The sequence below is a fragment of the Anaeromyxobacter sp. Red801 genome (assembly GCF_049201065.2).
Classification (GTDB): Bacteria; Myxococcota; Myxococcia; order Myxococcales; family Anaeromyxobacteraceae; genus Anaeromyxobacter.
This window is the reverse complement of sequence record NZ_CM181236.1, coordinates 174,937-191,670: the sequence shown is the minus strand read 5'-3', so window position 1 is coordinate 191,670 and position 16,734 is coordinate 174,937. Positions and strand designations below refer to the sequence as shown.

Annotated in this window: 11 protein-coding genes; 8 read left to right on the top strand and 3 right to left on the bottom strand. The window is 76.4% G+C overall.

Annotated elements, in window-relative coordinates; translation table 11 throughout:
• Positions 1–171 precede the first annotated feature (171 nt).
• From ACOQFB_RS00875 to ACOQFB_RS00855, 5 genes are all read left to right on the top strand, one after another.
• Positions 172–336, top strand: a complete 165-nt coding sequence (locus tag ACOQFB_RS00875; RefSeq protein ID WP_421609220.1) for a hypothetical protein — start codon at positions 172–174, stop codon at positions 334–336.
• Complete coding sequence (locus ACOQFB_RS00870; RefSeq protein WP_421609219.1) at positions 333–947, top strand: tetratricopeptide repeat protein; 615 nt, start codon at positions 333–335, stop codon at positions 945–947. The genes ACOQFB_RS00875 and ACOQFB_RS00870 overlap by 4 nt, the downstream gene beginning before the upstream one ends.
• Before the next feature lie 253 nt (positions 948–1,200).
• On the top strand, positions 1,201–1,659 hold the full coding sequence (locus ACOQFB_RS00865; protein ID WP_494492409.1) for a hypothetical protein: 459 nt from the start codon (positions 1,201–1,203) through the stop codon (positions 1,657–1,659).
• 60 nt (positions 1,660–1,719) lie between these two features.
• A complete protein-coding gene (locus tag ACOQFB_RS00860) occupies positions 1,720–3,447 on the top strand; it encodes a B12-binding domain-containing radical SAM protein (RefSeq protein ID WP_421609217.1) in 1,728 nt (575 codons plus the stop codon).
• A gap of 1,929 nt (positions 3,448–5,376) precedes the next feature.
• A complete protein-coding gene (locus ACOQFB_RS00855) occupies positions 5,377–7,095 on the top strand; it encodes a L,D-transpeptidase family protein (protein ID WP_421609216.1) in 1,719 nt (572 codons plus the stop codon).
• A gap of 4 nt (positions 7,096–7,099) precedes the next feature.
• Here the strand turns inward: ACOQFB_RS00855 and ACOQFB_RS00850 are convergent, their stop codons facing one another.
• Together ACOQFB_RS00850 and pabB are read right to left on the bottom strand one after the other, a co-directional pair.
• Positions 7,100–7,735: an aminotransferase class IV family protein gene (locus tag ACOQFB_RS00850; RefSeq protein WP_421609215.1), complete on the bottom strand. Its 636-nt coding sequence runs from the start codon at positions 7,733–7,735 to the stop codon at positions 7,100–7,102.
• The gene (gene pabB / locus ACOQFB_RS00845; RefSeq protein ID WP_494492408.1) at positions 7,732–8,664 is read right to left on the bottom strand and encodes an aminodeoxychorismate synthase component I; all 933 of its coding nucleotides are present in this window, start codon (positions 8,662–8,664) and stop codon (positions 7,732–7,734) included. Before pabB ends, ACOQFB_RS00850 begins: the two co-directional genes overlap by 4 nt.
• An 808-nt stretch (positions 8,665–9,472) precedes the next feature.
• On the opposite strand from pabB, the gene ACOQFB_RS00840 reads away from it, so the two are divergent.
• Entirely contained in the window at positions 9,473–9,889 is a 417-nt protein-coding gene (locus ACOQFB_RS00840) for a response regulator transcription factor (RefSeq protein WP_421609213.1), read from the top strand.
• Here the strand turns inward: ACOQFB_RS00840 and ACOQFB_RS00835 are convergent, their stop codons facing one another.
• Positions 9,890–12,733 carry a penicillin acylase family protein gene (locus ACOQFB_RS00835; protein WP_421609212.1) on the bottom strand — a complete coding sequence of 948 codons (2,844 nt, stop codon included), beginning with the start codon at positions 12,731–12,733 and terminating at the stop codon, positions 9,890–9,892.
• Between the two features lie 313 nt (positions 12,734–13,046).
• On the opposite strand from ACOQFB_RS00835, the gene ACOQFB_RS00830 reads away from it, so the two are divergent.
• On the top strand, positions 13,047–15,878 hold the full coding sequence (locus tag ACOQFB_RS00830; protein WP_494492407.1) for a S8 family serine peptidase: 2,832 nt from the start codon (positions 13,047–13,049) through the stop codon (positions 15,876–15,878).
• Positions 15,767–16,717, top strand: a complete 951-nt coding sequence (locus tag ACOQFB_RS00825) for a hypothetical protein (protein ID WP_494492406.1) — start codon at positions 15,767–15,769, stop codon at positions 16,715–16,717. Before ACOQFB_RS00830 ends, ACOQFB_RS00825 begins: the two co-directional genes overlap by 112 nt.
• Positions 16,718–16,734: the final 17 nt, after the last annotated feature.

Below are 16,734 nucleotides of genomic sequence, written 5' to 3'. Positions count from 1 at the left end.
CGTCCCGTGGCCCGCCGCGTCCGCCGCCGCCCGTCCCCGGGCGCGCGGCCGGACGTGTCCGCCCGCCGGTTAGCATCTCCCTGTCCGGCGGCTCGATCGATCAATTGAAGCCTATCCGCCCGCACCGCGGGCGGCGCGGGACCATTGCGTCCCCGGGAAAGGAGTCGAACCATGCAGCCCTATTCGCTGGGGGTCGCCGGCCTGCTCGCGATGGCCTGCGAGTGCATCCGCCGCGGCGACCTCGACGGCGCCCAGGCCGCGCTCGCGCGCGCCCGGGCGCTCCACCGTCCGGAGCGCCCGGTGCGCTCCGGCGCCGAGGGTGGAGGGACTCGATGACCGCGAGGCAGACGACGGATCGGATGCTGGCCGAGCTGCGCCGCGCCTACCAGCTCGCGGAGGAGCAGCGCGCGCCCGAGGCGCTCGACATCTACCGCACCCTCCTCGGCGAGGCGCGCCAGGCGGGGATCGACTCGGCGCACCTGCACTGGGCCTGCGCCGTGGCCGCCGACTACTCGGGGGAGCTGGAGATGGCGTTCGAGCAGATCACCACCGCGATCGCGAAGGACCCGCTGGCGCCGCCGTTCCGCCACTCCTTCGACCTCATCACCCGCCACCTCCGCGCCGCGCTCGCCGACCCCGAGCGCGACGCCGGCGACCCGTCCACGCCGCGCCTCTACGCGCTGCTGCAGCGCTCGGACGAGGCCGACGTGGGCGCGCACCTCGCCATGGTCCGCTTCCACCTGGCGAAGGGCCGCGCCGCGGAGGCGCGGGCGCTGCTCGAGGCGGTGACGCTGCTCCACCCGGCCTCGCGCGAGGCGTGGGAGCTGCTGGGCCGCGTGGCGCGCGAGGCGGGCGACGTCGAGACCGCGGACCGGGCGCGCCTCGAGGCGGCCACGCTGGGCGACGGCGAGCTGCCCTTCGCGATCCCGGGGCCGGCGTCGGCGTGAGCGGGCCCCGGCGCGTGGACTTCGCTGCGCGTGAGGGTCCCTCGTCCGGGGTCCTCACCCCGGCGGCTGCGACATTCCGTGCTGGTACGCTCGGAGTACCCCGACCGGCCGTCAGCTCGACGCGGGGTGATCTTGCTAACGTTCGGCGCGGTTTCACGCGAGGCAAAGGGGGAGACCATGGCGACGAGGAAGAAGGCTCGGGCGACGCGGAAGGTTTCACGCAGCGCGAAGGTCCCGACCCGGGCTGCACCCGGTGTTCGGGCCCATCGCGGACCCGGGCCCGGAGGCGCTGGCCGGCAGCATCGCGGCCCTGGGCGGCCCCTGGGCCGGAGCCTGGCACTTCGGACCGGTGGCGGATCCCGGACCGGGGTTCGGGAGCTGGCGCGACTCGCTGTTCGGCCGCATCGACCGCGGCACGCTGGACGCCGCCGCGCTGAGGCAGATGGCCGACCTGCGGGTGCGCCGGATCCGTGGTGCGGTGCGGGCGCTGGAGGAGCAGCTCGAGCTCACCGAGGAGGAGTTCAAGCTGCTCGCGCGCTTCCCCGAGAAGCTGCAGCCGAGGGTCCCCCCGTTCGATCCCGGCGGCGATCCTCCGCCGGAGCTGCGCCCCATCGACTTTCTCCGGTTCGTCCGGGATCGTCAGGTGGCGTCGCTGAAGCAGGCCATCGAGTACCTGAACGCGTCGGCGGTCGCCATCGAGGCGAAGCGGTAACGCTCGACGACCCGGGGCAGGAGCGCGCGGGGACTCCTGTGCGCGCGCGCGGAGGCGGCGATGGCAGGCTGCGACGTCGTCCTGGTCGGCTACGAGGACGAGGAGAACCTCGGCCTGAGGTACCTCGCCGCCTACCTCGCGCAGGCCGGCGTGACGGTGGACCTCGCGCCCTACCGCGCGGGCGTCCGCCGCGAGCTGCTCGGCTACCTGCGCGCGCGCCGCCCCCGGCTGGTGGGGTTCTCGCTCATCTTCCAGGGCATGCTCCCGGACTTCGCCGACCTCGTCGCCTACCTGCGCGCGAACGGGATCACCGCCCACTTCACCATGGGCGGCCACTTCCCCAGCCTCGCGTGGGAGCGCACCCTCGCGCTCGTCCCGGGCCTCGACACGGTGGTCCGGCACGAGGGCGAGCTCACGCTGCTCGAGCTGGTCCGGGCGCTGGACCGGCCGGCGCGCTGGCGCGAGATCCCCGGGCTCGCGTTCCGCGCCGGCGGCGGCCCGGTGGCGACGCCTCCGCGGCCGCTCGTCCCGGACCTCGACGCGCTGCCCTTCCCGCTGCGCCGGCGCGAGACGCTCGCCGCGCGCGGCGTGGGCATCGCGTCGCTCCTGGCGAGCCGCGGCTGCCACTACGACTGCTCGTTCTGCTCGGTCCAGACCTTCTACGGCGAGCCGCCGGGGCCGCGGCGGCGCACCCGCTCGCCGGGGAACGTGGCGGACGAGATGCAGGCGCTGCACGACGCGAAGGGCGTGCGGGTGTTCATCTTCAAGGACGACGACCTCGCCACCCGCGGGCTGCGCGCGCGCGGATGGATCGAGGCGTTCGCGCGGGAGCTGGAGGAGCGCGGGCTGGGCCGGCGCATCGCCTGGCGCATCTCCTGCCGCGTGGACGATCTCGACGCGGACCTGCTCCGGCGGCTCCGGGAGGTGGGGCTGACCTGGGTGTACCTCGGCATCGAGTCCGGCTCGGAGCAGGGGCTGCGCACGTGCAACAAGCGCTTCACGGTGGACGACGTGCACCGCGGCGTCGCGCTCCTCCGCCGCCTCCGGCTGGCGTTCGACTACGGGTTCATGCTGCTCGACCCGGACTCCACCTTCGCCTCGGTGCGGGAGAGCGTGGGCTTCCTCGAGGACCTGGGCCGCCGCGGCGACGCCTCGATCCACTTCACGAAGATGTTCCCCTACGTCGGGACCGCGATCGCGGCGCGGCTCGCGGCCGAGGGCCGGCTCGCCGGCACCGACGCGGCGCCGGACTACGCGTTCCGCGACCCGCGGCTGGAGCTGTTCCAGGGGTTCCTGTCGGAGGCGTTCCACGAGCGAAACTTCGGGCCGGCCGGCCTGGTCAGCGCGAGCCGCATGGCCGCGTTCGACCTCGAGCTCGTGACGCGCTTCGGCGGCGCGAGCGCCGGCACGCCGGCCTACCGCGCCGCGCTGCGGCGCCTCACCGCCCAGGGGAACGCGCTCGCCATCGCGGCGGTCCGGCGCGCGCTCGACGCGCTCGAGGCCCGCTCGGTGGACGGGTGCCTCGCCGCCTGGCCGGGCCTGCTGGAGCTCGCCCGCGTCGCCCGCGACGCGGACCTCGAGCTCGCCCGCCGGCTGCGCGAGGTCATGGCCGCGAACGGCCACGAGGCGCCGCGGCCGCGCCGGCTGCTCAGCGCGACCCGCCGCCGGTCGCCTCGCCCGGCGCGCCCGGGCTCCCCTGCCCCGCCTCCCCGCGCTTCCCGTGCATCAGCTCGAGCACGGCGCGGTACAGGCGCTGGCGCGCGTCGTGGCGCTGGCTGGCGCGGGTGATGTACCGGACCACCACCTCCATGCCGTTCGCGGCCGGCACCACCTGGATGCCGGGCACGGCCGAGAAGCTCTGCACGGCGTAGCGCGAGGTGGTCTTCCGCCACTCGCTCTCCGCCGCCTTGGCGTTCGCCTCGGTCTCCTTCTCCACCAGGTGCTGCACGCCGTCGATGACGGGGTACGGGTCGCGGCCGAGCGGGACGAGCAGGCGCAGCTCGTCCCACATCCACTGGCCGGAGGTGGAGAAGTTGAAGTAGTGGCCCTCGATGGCGAAGGAGTTCACGAACGAGACGCGGCGGCCGGTGGGGTGGCCGGCGTCGTTCCAGCTCCCGGTCTCGAGCAGCACGGTGTGGAACAGGCCGATCTCCACCACCTCGCCGCCCACGCCCTTGATCTCCACCCAGTCGCCCACGCGGATGCCGTTTCGGCCCATGAGGATGAACCAGCCGAAGAAGGCGACGATGAAGTCCTTGAGGGCGACGGTGAGGCCGGCGCCGGCGAGGCCGAGGACGGTGGTGGCCTGCCCGGGCGCGCCGAACACGACGAACAGCGCCACCAGCACCGTGACCACGTTCACGCCGAGGCGCGCGACCGTGCGCACGGTCTCGACCCGCAGCCGCTCCTTCGCGCGCTTGCGGAAGAACCGGTCCACCGCCTCGCCCAGGCCGAACCCGACCGCGACCACGGCGAGCAGCGCCAGCACGCCCCACAGCAGCCGGTGCAGCGCGGCGCGGACGTGGCCCTGCACCACCTCGCGCCACTGGCCGTAGGTGTCGGCGAGCTCGTTCAGGTCCTGCAGGCGCCGGCCGATGGTGGCGAGCCGCCGCTGGTCGTCGCTGAAGCGCTGGAGCGCCTTCACCGCCTCCGCCTTCGCGGCGCGGTCCGCCGCGGCCGCCTCGCCGGCGGCCACCCGCGCGGCGGACGCCTTCGCGGCCTCGCGCTCCTCGGCCTCGCGCTTCTTGCGCGCGACGAGGTCGTCGCGCCGCTTCGCGAGCCGCTGCGCGCGATCCTGGATGTCGACCTGCGCGGCCGCGAGCTGCGCCGCCTTCGCCCGGTGCCAGCTCCACACCCGCCAGCGCGCGAGCAGGCTCGGCGCCGTCGCGGGCGCGACCGCCGCCGGCGGCCGCGGCTCCTTCTGCGCGGCGTCGTACACCTCGCGCAGCCGGCGGATCCGCACCTGCGGATCGCCGCCGGCGCGCTGGAGCTGCTCGGTCGCCGAGGCGAGCTCGTTGTTCTCGAGCTCCAGCTCGGCGCGCGCGACCTCGAGCTGGTCCTCGAGCTCCACCCGCGCCTGCTCCGGCGCGGCCTTCACCCTCGCCTCGAGCGCCGCCACCCGCCCCTCGGCCGCGTCCACCGCGGCCTGCGCCCGGGCCCGCGCATCGGCGAGCGCCTTCAGCTCCGGCGTCTGCTCGGGCACGTTCTCGGCCGCGTCGCGCATCGCCACCGCGAAGGCGAGGTCGATGGCGTGGTCGGCGAGCCGCTCGGCCTGGCGCGACAGCTCCTGCTCCTCCGGCGTGGTCGCGTAGGCGGACAGCTGCTTCGCGGTGAGGAGCGGCCGCATGTCCACCAGCCGCGTGCGCCGGGGGCGCTGGCCGGCCGCACCCTGGCCCAGCGTCCCGGCCGGCCCTCCGGCGCGGGAGCCACCGGGCGCGCTGGTGGGCGCGGCGGCAGAGGGCGAAGGTGCGGCGGGCGCAGCGCCTGGGGCCGGCTCCTGCGACCCGCGGTCACGCGTGAGGAACAGGCCGGCGCCGACCGCGCCGAGGAGGAGCACCAGCAGGAGGACCGTGAGCTTTCGCGAGGCGTTCACGGCGCGGCAGCACAGCACGAACTCGGGGCCGCGCCAAGGTGTGCGGGCGTGCGCCGCCTCCGTGGCAACGGGGCGCACCGACCCCTCGCCACGCGGCCGGGTACGATGGCCCCGGGGGAGCCGCCGTGGCCGGACGCGGGATCATCGCCGTGGTGGCGCTCGCCGCCTCGCTCGCGGATGCGCCGCCCGCCGCCACCCCCACCGTCGAGTCCACGCCGTCGGATCCCGGCCCCGCGCTCCTCCGCGGCCTCGTCGAGCAGGCGTTCCTCCCCGAGCTGCGGTGGGCCTCCTTCGCCGAGCACCGCGAGGCGGTGGGTCGGTTCTACGCGGAGCGCGGCGACGCCCTGGCGTGGTTCCGCGGCGGCCGCCCGACCGCGCAGGCGGCCGCGGTGGTCCAGGCGCTCCGGCGCGCGGACGAGAAGGGGCTCGATCCGCGCGACTACGGCGGACCGGGCTGGGCCGGCTGGCTGGAGGCGCTCCGCACCGGTTCGGCGGCGGACGAGTGGGAGCGGGTCCGCTTCGACGTGGCGCTCACCGTCTCCGCGATGCGACTCGCCTCGGACCTCGCCATGGGCCGGCTGCGGGCGCGGGCGCGCGCCGCGGACGTGGGGCTCGTCGAGCCGGTCCGGTGGGACGCGGACGGCCAGCCCGACCTCACCGCGATCGTGCGCACGATCGCGACCGCCGAAGACGCCGCGGGCGCGCTCGCGTCGGCGGAGCCGCCGTTCGCCGGCTACCGCCGCACGGTCCAGGCGCTGCTCCGCTACCGCGAGCTGGCGGTGCTGGACCGCGACGACCCGCTCCCGCTGCCGCGCCGACCGGTGGCCGCCGGCGAGCGCTACGCGGGCGCCGAGGCGCTGGCCCGGCGGCTCCGCCTCGTCGAGGACCTGACCGACGGCGGCGCGCCGCACGGCGACCTCTACGACGACGCGCTCGCCCGGGCCACCGCGCGCTTCCAGCGCCGGCACGGGCTCGACCCGGACGGCCGGCTGGACGCGCGCACCGTGCGCGAGCTGAACGTCCCGCTCGAGCGCCGGGCCGGGCAGCTCGCCCTCGCGGTCGAGCGGTGGCGCTGGCTGCCGCGCCGCTTCGTCGCGCCGCCGCTGGTCGTGAACATCCCGGAGTTCCGGCTCCACGTCGCCGACCGGGCGCACCGCATGGCGATGCGCGTGGTGGTCGGCCGCGCCTACCGCCACCGCACCCCGGTGTTCGCGGCGGCGCTCACCGAGGTGATCTTCCGGCCGTACTGGGAGGTCTCGAGGAAGATCCAGCGCGAGGAGCTCGTGCCGAGGCTCGAGCAGGGCGCCGCGCGCCTCGCGGAGGAAGGCTACGAGATCGTGGACGAGGGCGGGCGCGTCCTGCCGCTCGAGGCGGCCGCGGGGGCGGACGCGCTCGAGCGCCTGCGCACCGGCACGTGGCGCCTGCGGCAGCGGCCCGGGCCGCACAACGCGCTCGGGAGGGTGAAGCTCGTCTTCCCGAACCCGTACCAGGTCTACCTGCATGACACGCCGTCGCAGGAGCTGTTCGCGCGCTCGCGGCGCGACTTCAGCCACGGCTGCATCCGGGTGGAGGACGCGGAGGCGCTCGCGGCCTGGGTGCTGCGCGACGAGCCGGGCTGGACGCCGGAGCGGGTCCGCGCCGCGATGGAGGGTGACGTGACGGTGCGGGTGCGCGTCGGCCGCCCCACGCCGGTGTTCGCGCTCTACGGCACCGCGGTCGTGGCCGACGACGGCGAGGTGCGGTTCTTCGGGGACCTGTACGGCGAGGACGCGGCGCTCGCGGCCGCGCTGGCCGAGGAGGGCCTCCGCCGGTCGGGACCGCGTCCAGCCGGACCGCCGGGCTAGGTCCTCACCGCGCGCGCTCGCCCACGCTCGCGTCGAGCCGCAGCTCGACCCATCCTCGCACCGAGCTCACCTGCCAGACGCGCGCCGCGCCGCGCAGGTCCTCGAGCGTGAGCGCCGCCTCCTCGAGCTCGCCCGCCTCGAGGAGGTGCGCGCGGAAGGTGCCGGGCAGCAGGCCGGCCGCGACCGGCGGGGTGAGCCGGCGGCCGGCGCGCTCCAGCACGAGGTTGCCGGTGCTGGTCTCGGTGAGCTCGCCGCGCTCGTTCCAGAGGATCACCTCGTCGGCCCCGGGCCGTCCGGCGCGCGCGCGCTCGAACGGCTCGCGGCGCGAGGTCTTGAACCGGAGGAACGGGTCCGCGGAGTCCACCGGGTCGGGCGCCAGCGCGGCGCGGAGCGGCCGCGAGGACGGCAGGGGCAGCGCCTCCACCGCGAGGCGGCCGTCGGCGGCGAGCGCGAGGCGGACCTTGCGCGGCCCGTCGAGCCCGGCCACCGCGTCCTCCAGCGCCGCCCGCACCGCGCCGGGATCGCAGGGGTGGCCGAAGCGCGCCGCGGCGCCGGCGAGCCGCGCGAGGTGCCGCTCCAGCAGGAAGTACCCGGCGCCGGGCTCCCACCGCAGCGCCTCCAGCAGCACGAGCCCGCTCACCGCGACCCCTCCTGCCAGCCGGCCAGGGCGCGGATCAGGTTGCGCGCCTTCAGCTCCGCCTCGGCGTGCTCGGCCTCGGGCGCCGAGTCGGCCACGATGCCGCCGCCGGCGTGCAGGTGGACGGCGCCGCCCGCGACCACGAGGGTCCGGATGGCGACGTTCAGGTCCGCGGTGCCCTGGAAGCCGAGGTAGCCGATGCTCCCGGTGTACACGCCGCGCGCGACCGGCTCCAGCTCGTCCACGATCTCCATGGCCCGGATCTTGGGCGCGCCGGTGATCGAGGCGGCGGGGAACGCGGCGCGCAGGAGGTCGCAGACGCCGCGTCCGGGCGCGAGCCGGCCGCGCACGGTCGCGACGAGGTGGTGCACCGACGGGTGGCGCTCGACCTCGGGGAACGCGTCCACCCGCACCGAGCCGGGCGCGCACACGCGCCCGAGGTCGTTGCGCGAGACGTCCACGATCATCGCCAGCTCGGCGCGGTCCTTCGCGCTCGCGAGCAGCGCCGCCCGCAGCCGCGCGTCCTCGTCCGGCGTCGCCCCGCGCGGCGCCGTCCCCTTGATCGGCCGGGTCTCCACCTCGTCGCCGTCCACCCGGAGGAACCGCTCCGGCGAGGAGCAGGAGACCTGCACTTCGTCGAACCCGAGCCAGGCCGCGAACGGCGCCGGGTTGAGCCGCATCAGGCGGCGGTGGAGCGCCCACGGGTCGCGCCCGCGCACCGGCGCGAACCAGCGCCCGGTGAAGTTCACCTGGTAGGCGTCGCCGGCCGCGACGTAGTCCTGGATGCGCCGCACCGCCGCGAGGTACGCGTCGCGCGTCAGGTCGCGCGAGAGCGGCGCGTCGAGCGCCGCGCCGTCCGACGCCGCGTCCGGCGCCGCGTCGCCCGGCGCCGCGCCGTCGGGCGCGGTGCCCCGCCGCGCGGCCTCGAGCACCGCGCGCCGCACCTCGCCGAGGCGCGCGGCCCGGGAGGTCGGGGGACGCGAGGCAGGCCAGGTAGGCGCGGCCGGCGGCGCGATCGAGCACGAGCACGCGGTCGTACAGGCCGAGCACGGCGTCCGGGGCGCCGGACGCATCGCGCGGGGCGCGCGGCAGGCGCTCCAGCTCGCGGGCGAGCCCGTAGCCGAGGTAGCCGGCCGCCCCGCCCACGAACGGCGCGGGCAGCCCGCCCGCGCCGAGCTCGAGCCGGTGCGCCGCGAGCAGCCGCTCCAGCACGTCCAGCACCTTGCCACGCACCGTGGCCCGCTCGCCGGTCCAGCGCCGCAGCTCGACCCGGCCGTCGCGCGCGACCAGCGTCGCGAACGGCTCGAAGCAGGCGAACGAGAACCGGCCCAGGCGCCCGTCCACCGCGCGGCTGTCGAGGAGCACGAGCCCGGGCCTGCGCCGGAGCACGTCCACGCACCGCTCGAAGCCCTCGACGCCGAGGTCGAGCGCCTCGACCTCGGCCCGGAACGTCACCGCGCGGGGAGCGAGCACCGGCGCCTTCTACGACGCCCGCCACCGCCGCGCGAGGTGGGGCCGCACCTGGGACGCCCCGCGGCCGACGCTCCGTCCGGCCGATTCGCGGGTCACCGCGTCGCGTCGCCGCATCGTCACCGCGATGGAATGTTCGCGCCCCGATCGGCGGCGATCTTCTCCGGAATGCGCCGCCTGTCTCGTGGTTCAACGACATGCGTTCCGGCAGTGCGAGCGGAGACCGCCCCCGCGGGCGGGCGCGCCCACCCTCACCCCACGGGAGCCACCATGGAAGAACACCGTGAAACCGCGCAGCCGAAGGTGCTGCTGGTCGAGGACGACGACGACCTGCGCGTCGCCATGGCGGGCTGCCTCGCGGGCGCGGGCTTCGACGTGACGCTGGTCGCGACCGGCGCGGACGCGGTGCGCGCGGCGCTCCGCGATCACCCGCAGGTCATGGTCATCGACGTGATGCTGCCGGACTCGGGCGGGCTGGGGGTGGCGGAGGCGCTGCACCGCTACCCGGAGCTGGAGCGGGTGCCGGTGCTGTTCACCACCGGGCTCGCCGCCCCGGCGGTGAAGGCGCTGCTCGCGCCGGCGCCGGTGCTGTTCAAGCCGTTCGGCCGGCGCCAGCTCGTGAGCGCGGTGCGGAGCGCGGTGGAGCGGCGGCCGCCGGCCTCCCATGCGCCGGCGGCCGCGCAGTGACTACGGCACGAACTGCACCACGTCGTGCGTGTCCTTCCCGAGCTCGGCCGCGCGCGTGAAGAGCGGGACGGTGTCGTTGGAGAGCCAGCGCGGGAGCAGGTTCAGGTAGTTCCACTGCCCCGGGACGCCGCTCGCGCCGCCGGGCCACACCGACTCGGCGCGCTTCACCGCGCCGCGCGAGAGCTCGACCACCAGCCGGTTGGACGGGCCGCTCGAGAACATGAACGCGTTCGCGGACGCGGCGCGCGCGCCGTGCGACGACGCGTCCACCGCGCCGAAGCCGCCGTCGGTGGGGATGCCGGGCAGCGGCGGGAGCGGCGCGGGGAACGCGCCGAGCCCGGGCGGCACGCTGAACGGACCGCCCATGGGGTGCGCGAACACGATCCGGTGGAGCTTGCCCCAGCGCCAGTCGTCCGGGTCGGTCGAGCCGCCGAAGGCGGGCGCGAGGTCGGGGCCGGAGAGGAGCGCCAGCGCATCGGCGAGGCTCTTCAGCAGCACGAGGTCGCGCCGGTCGGCCGGGCTCGCGTCGAGGCCGGGGACCGCGAAGAAGTCGATGCCGGAGGCGCCCACGCCCTGCTGCGCGTCGAAGCGGTCGAGCAGGTTGCGGAGCGCGGTCATGGCCTGCTGGCTGGGCGGGAGCGGCATCGCGCCGAGCTTCGAGTCGATGACGTTCTTGATCGCCTGGCCGCGCCAGGTCGAGTAGATGGTCGCGGCGACGCTCGCCTGGACCTCGGCCGCGGACGGCGCGGAGAGCTCGCCGGGCGGATCGGCGTCGTCCCAGCCCTCCGGGATGCCGGTGGGCGTCGAGCCGTCCCAGGCGGCGAGCCGGGCCACCGCGCCCGCCACCCCCGCGTCCGCGCCGAGCGCGGCGAGCGGGGCCGGCGCGCCCTCGCGGCGCGCGTGCTCCAGCGCGGCGGCGAGGTACGGCACCAGCACCTGCGCGTCGAGCAGCGTCACGTCGGCCTGGATCGACTGCATCTGCTCGAACGTCATCTTCCCGGCGGCGAGCACCTCCTTCACGCGCCGGGTGATGCGGCCGGCGCGGAAGCCGGCGTCGAAGCCGGGCGCCAGGTAGTAGATGCCGCCGCCCGGGCGCACCTTCGTGAGCGGCGCGTTCTCGAGCGTCAGGCCGGCGGGATCGTTGTTCGCGTTGATGGCGAAGCCCGCCGGCGGGTTCACGGCGTGCGGCAGCTCCTCGAGCGGCACCACCTCGTACGGCACCACCTGCAGCGGCTGCGGGTGCTGCACCGGGAGCCACTCGTTGCCGCCGGTGCCGTCGCGGATGAAGAACGGCGGCAGCCCGTCCACGAACCCCTGCTGAAGGTCCTCGCGCACCGGCACGGCGGAGTGGGTGAAGTAGGCGATGTTGCCGGCGTCGTCGGCGTAGCAGAAGTTCTGCGACCCGACGTCGAAGTGGCGCATGGCCGCGACGAAGTCGTCGATCCCGCGCGCGACGTCGTAGCCGAGGAACGCGTCCAGCTCGCGCGTGCCGGAGAAGCCGGTGTACTGCACCGAGAGCGCCACGCCGGTCGCCGGGTCGAGCTGGATGATGGGGCCCTGGTTCCGCCGCGGCACCACCAGCGTGGCGGCGGGGATGCCGTTGCCGGCCGGCACCGGCACGAGGTCGTTCATCACCGCGTCGCCGATCACGTTCGCGCGGTAGGCCTCCGGGTACGGGATCACCGGCTCGAGCGCGCCCTGGTACACGGTGGCGAGCCCGCTCGGCGAGCTCGGGTCGGGCACCACCTGCTCCTGGAAGACGTCGGTGACGTCGAACGGGTCCACGGTCGCGCCCCAGGCCAGGTGGCGGTTGTGCCCGACCACCACCGACGGCACGCCGGCGAAGCTGTTGCCGATCACGTCGAACGGGCCGGCCTGGAGGTGCACCGGGTAGAAGGTGGAGGGCGCGCCCAGCGCGAGGTGCGGGTCGCTCGCGAGCATGGGGCTGCCGCCGGCGGTGTGCGCGCCGGCGATGACCCACTGGTTGGAGCCGTCGCGCTCCTCGCGATCGGTGAGCCGCCGCAGGAACGCGTCGCCCTTCACGCGGCCCAGGAACTCGGCGGCGAGCGCGACGGCGCGCGGATGCAGCTTCCCGGCGCTCGCCGCGGCGGCCCGGGTCGCCGGGGCGATGGCGGGCGAGGGCGCGAGCGCGTCCGGCACGGTGGAGGCGGGGTCGAACGGCGCCGCGCGCCACAGGTCCTCGAAGAACAGCGCCGCGCCGTCGAAGCCCATGGCCGCGCCCGCCTGCTGGTAGGTCGCGAGCGCCACCGTCCGCTCGATGTCGTCCACGTCGAACGAGAGGCCGAACGCGATGAGCTTCGCGGCGAGGAGCGAGTCCATCACCGTCCACGGCTCGAACGTGGTCAGCTCGAGCGCGGCGTACTCGGGCGGCAGCGGGTGCGTCTCCGCCCACGCGTTCACGCCCTCCGCATACGCCTCCAGCGCGGCCACCGCGCGGGTCGAGAGGAGCGGCAGGCTGCGCGCCGCGGCCCGCGCCAGGCCGAAGGTGCGCAGCTGCACGTCGCCGGGGAGCGCGCCCGGCCCGAGGAGCTCGGCGAGGCGGCCGGCGGCGCGGCGGCGGGTGACGTCCATCTGGAACAGGCGATCCTGCGCGTGCACCCAGCCCTGCAGCAGGAAGAGGTCGTGCTCGTCGGCGGCGCGGAGGTGCGCGATGCCCGCGCCGTCGCGCGTGATCGTGGCGGCGCCGTGCAGGCCGGGCAGCCGCTCGGGCGCGGTGCCGCCCCGGGCGGCGGAGGCCGCGGCCCCGGCAGGAGAGGACGGCGAGGAGCAGGAGGTGAGCCCTGCGAGGACGGCGAGGGCGGCGGCGGCGAGGGCGGCGCGCATACGGGGCTCCAATGTGGGCCTGCGGGTCCCCCCGGTGTCGCGCCCGGGCAGTGAACGATCAACGTCGCCGCAGGGGAGGCCCTCACAAAGCCGGGGCATTCGCGGACATCCGTCGCGTCGGACGCTCCGGCACGCCCCTTGGCCGTTCCCGCCTGCGGGCGAGGCCCTGGGGGCGACCCCGCAATCACCCGCACCGGGCGTCACGCGAGCGGGCACCGTCCTTCCACTCATCGAGCGCCCTCGCCGCGGCCCTCGCGCGTGCCCTCGCGGCACGCCTCCGCCCGCGCGCCGAGGACGGCGACGGGAGGATGCCATGACGTCTCCCCTCCGCTGCGCCGGCGTGATCCTGAGGCTCCGACCCGGCGCCGCACCGGCCTTCGCCGCCGCGGCGCGGCGCGCGCTCGGCGACGGGCTCGAGCTGCGCCCGCTGTTCCCCAACGCCGCCGCGTCCCGCGGCCTGGCCGCCGCGCCCGGCCAGGCGGAGTGGGCGCTCGCCGCGTTCGAGGGCGAGCCGCGCGAGGTGAACGGCTGGGAGGAGGCCTACCGGACCGTCGAGCGGCTCGGCCTGGGCGCCGCGGGCGGCGCGGTGGAGTACGCCGAGCCGGATCTCGTGCAGGCGTTCCCGGCGTTCCCGCCCGGCGAGGCGGGCGCGCTCGCGGCCGGCGCGCGCGGCGACGGGACGTTCGACGACGAGGATCCCTCGCTGCCGCGCGGCGGCTCGTTCGCGTGGTTCCTCGGCCCGGGCTACGCGGACCTGCGCGCGGCCCGCGAGGCGGCCGGCGAGGGCGCCGGGGCCACCATCCTCCACGTGGACACCGGCTACTCGGCGCACGACACGAAGCCCTCTGCCTTGCTGGAAGCGTATGCCCGCGACTTCGAGGGCGGCGGCGAGCGGAAGGGCGCCGTCGACCCGGGCATCGACGGCCTGCTGCGCCAGCCCGGCCACGGCACCGGCACGATCTCGATCCTCGCCGGGAGGCGGATCCCGCAGCTCGCGAACGACTGGCTGGGCGGGGCGCCGCGCGCAGAGGTGATCCCGGTGCGGATCGCGAGCTCGGTGGTGCTGTTCCGGACCAGCGCGCTGGCGCGCGCGCTCGACTACGCGCTGCGCCCGTACGACGGCCCCGACGCGGCGCACCCGGGCGACGTGCGCCCGCCGGTGGACGTGGTGACGCTGTCGATGGGCGGCGTCGCCTCCCGCGCCTGGGCCGAGGCGGTGAACGCCGCCTACGAGGCCGGCGTGTGCGTCGTGGCCGCCGCGGGGAACAACTTCGCGCTCGGGCCGTTCGGCGTGCCCACCCGCTTCATCGTCCACCCGGCCCGCTTCGGCCGCGTCATCGCGGCCTGCGGGATCATGGCGAACTGGCGGCCGTACTTCGGCCTCCCCACCGGGAAGATGCAGGGCTGCTGGGGACCTCCGAGCAAGATGGCGACCGCGCTCGCCGCCTTCACGCCCAACATGCCGTGGGCGGAGATGGGCGCGCCGCAGGTGGTGGACATGAACGGCGCGGGGACGTCGTCGGCCACGCCGCAGGTCGCGGCGGCCGCGGCGCTCTGGATCGCGGCGCACCGGCCGGCGCTCCAGGCGCTGGCCGAGCCGTGGCGCCGCGTGGAGGCGGTCCGCCACGCGCTCTTCACCAGCGCGGAGCACCCGTCGGATCCCGAGGTGGCGGAGAAGATCGGGCGCGGCGTGCTGCAGGCGCGGGCCGCGCTGGCGGTGGCGCCGGTCGCGACGCTGCCCATGACCCCGCGCGACACCGCCTCGCTGTCGTTGCTCCGGGTGCTCACCGGCCTGGGCGCGGCGCCCGATCCTCGCCTGGAGATGCTGGCGCTCGAGGCCACCCAGCTGACACAGCTCCCGGTGGCGGACGGCGAGCCGAACCGGTTCGAGGCGCTGGTGCCGGATCCGGATGCCGCCGCGGCGGGCCTCTCCACCGAGCGGCTCCGCCAGGTGGCGGAGGCGCTCCTCGATCACCCCCGCGCCTCGGCCCCGCTGCGCGCGCACCTCGCGCGCGTGCGCCAGGACCTGGGCGGCGCGCGGCCCGCGCCGCCGCCCGCGCCCCGGCCGCCGGCCGCCGCGATCCCGCCGGCGCCCGCCGGACCGGCGCCGCTCGCGCCCGAGCCGCCCCGCCCGCTCCACCGGCAGCTCGCCGCGTTCGCCTTCGATCCGAGCGTGGCCCAGCGGCTCGACACGCGCGACATCGGCACGGTGACGCTCCGGGTCCCCTGGGAGCCGCTCGCGCCCGGGCCGGTGGGCGAGTACCTCGAGGTCGTGGACGTCGATCCCACCAGCCAGCGCTTCTACGCGCCGGTGGACCTCGACCACCCGCACCTCCTCGCGCAGCAGGGGCTGGCGCCGTCGGAGGGCACGCCGCAGTTCCACCAGCAGATGGCCTACGCGGTGGCGAGCCTGACCATCGACCGGTTCGAGAAGGCGCTGGGCCGCAAGGCGCTCTGGTCGCCGCGCGAGCTGCCGGAGCGCCCGCAGGACGACTCCACCTACGTGCCGCGCCTGCGCATCTACCCGCACGCGCTCCGCGAGGCGAACGCCTACTACAGCCCGGCGCGCAAGGCGCTCCTGTTCGGCTACTTCCGCGCCTCCGACGAGGACCCCGGCGATCACCTGCCCGGCAGCTTCGTGTTCACGGCGCTGTCGCAGGACATCGCCGCGCACGAGACCGCCCACGCGCTGCTCGACGGCATGCACCGTCGGTTCAACAGGCCCACCAACCTCGACATGCAGGCGTTCCACGAGGCGTTCGCCGACGTGGTGGCGCTGCTCCAGCACTTCACGTTCCCGGAGATCGTGCGCGACCAGGTGGCCCGCACGCGCGGCGCGCTGCGCACGCAGGCCAACCTGCTCGGCGCCCTGGCCACCGAGTTCGGGCGCGCCATGGGAACGCGCGCGGCGCTGCGCGACTACATCGGGCGGCGCGACCCGGTCACCGGCGGTGGGCCCCGCACGTCCCGGATCCGGCCGAGTACGAGCAGGCGCGCGAGCCGCACGCGCGCGGCGCGATCCTCGTGTCGGCGGTGTTCGACGCGTTCCTGTCCATCTACGAGCGGCGCACCCGCGACCTGGTCCGCATCGCCACCGGCGGCTCGGGGGTGCTGCCGGAGGGCGACCTCCACCCGGACCTGGTGAACCGCCTGGCCGAGGAGGCCGCCCGCACCGCCGACCAGGTGCTGCGGATGTGCATCCGCGCGCTCGACTACTGCCCGCCGGTGGACCTCACGTTCGGCGAGTACCTGCGCGCGCTCGTCACCGCCGACCGCGACCTCGTCCCGGACGACGACCTGGGCTACCGGCTGGCGTTCGTCGAGGCGTTCCGGCGGCGCGCCATCTACCCGCGCGACGTGCGCACGCTCTCGGAGGACGCGCTGCTCTGGCGCGGTCCGGTCTCCGAGCGCGGGGTGGGCCCCTCGCCCGCGCTGGTCGAGGCGTTCGCGGCGCTGCGCCCGCACGCGCGCAGCCACCTCGACGCGAGCTCGCGGGAGGTGCTGTTCCACCGCGCCCGCGCGCTCCGCGCGGTGCTGCACGACCGGCTGAAGGCGGTGCTGGCCGCGCAGCCGCCCGACTCCGACGACGCGCTCCTGCTCGGGCTCGACCTCGAGGCGGCGCCCACGTTCCAGGTGCACTCGGCCCGGTTCGCCGAGCGCATCGGACCGGACGGCCAGCACGTCCCGCAGTGCATCGTGGAGCTGCTGCAGCACCGCGACGACGCGCGCAGCGCGGCGCGGCCGGACCTCGGGCCGGTGCGCTTCGAGGGCGGCGCCACGGTGGTCGTGGCGCTCCGCGAGGGCGACGGCGAGGGCGCGGCGCTCCGCTGGGTCATCCGCAAGTCGCTCCGCAGCGCCTCGCGCCTGGAGCGCCAGGTCGCGTTCGGCCAGAGCCGCGCCACCGGCTCGGCCTGGGACACCTACTTCGGCGCGCGGGCCCTGAAGACCGGGGTGGAGCCGTTCGCCGCCATCCACCGCAGCTAGCCCGGGCCGGGCGAGGA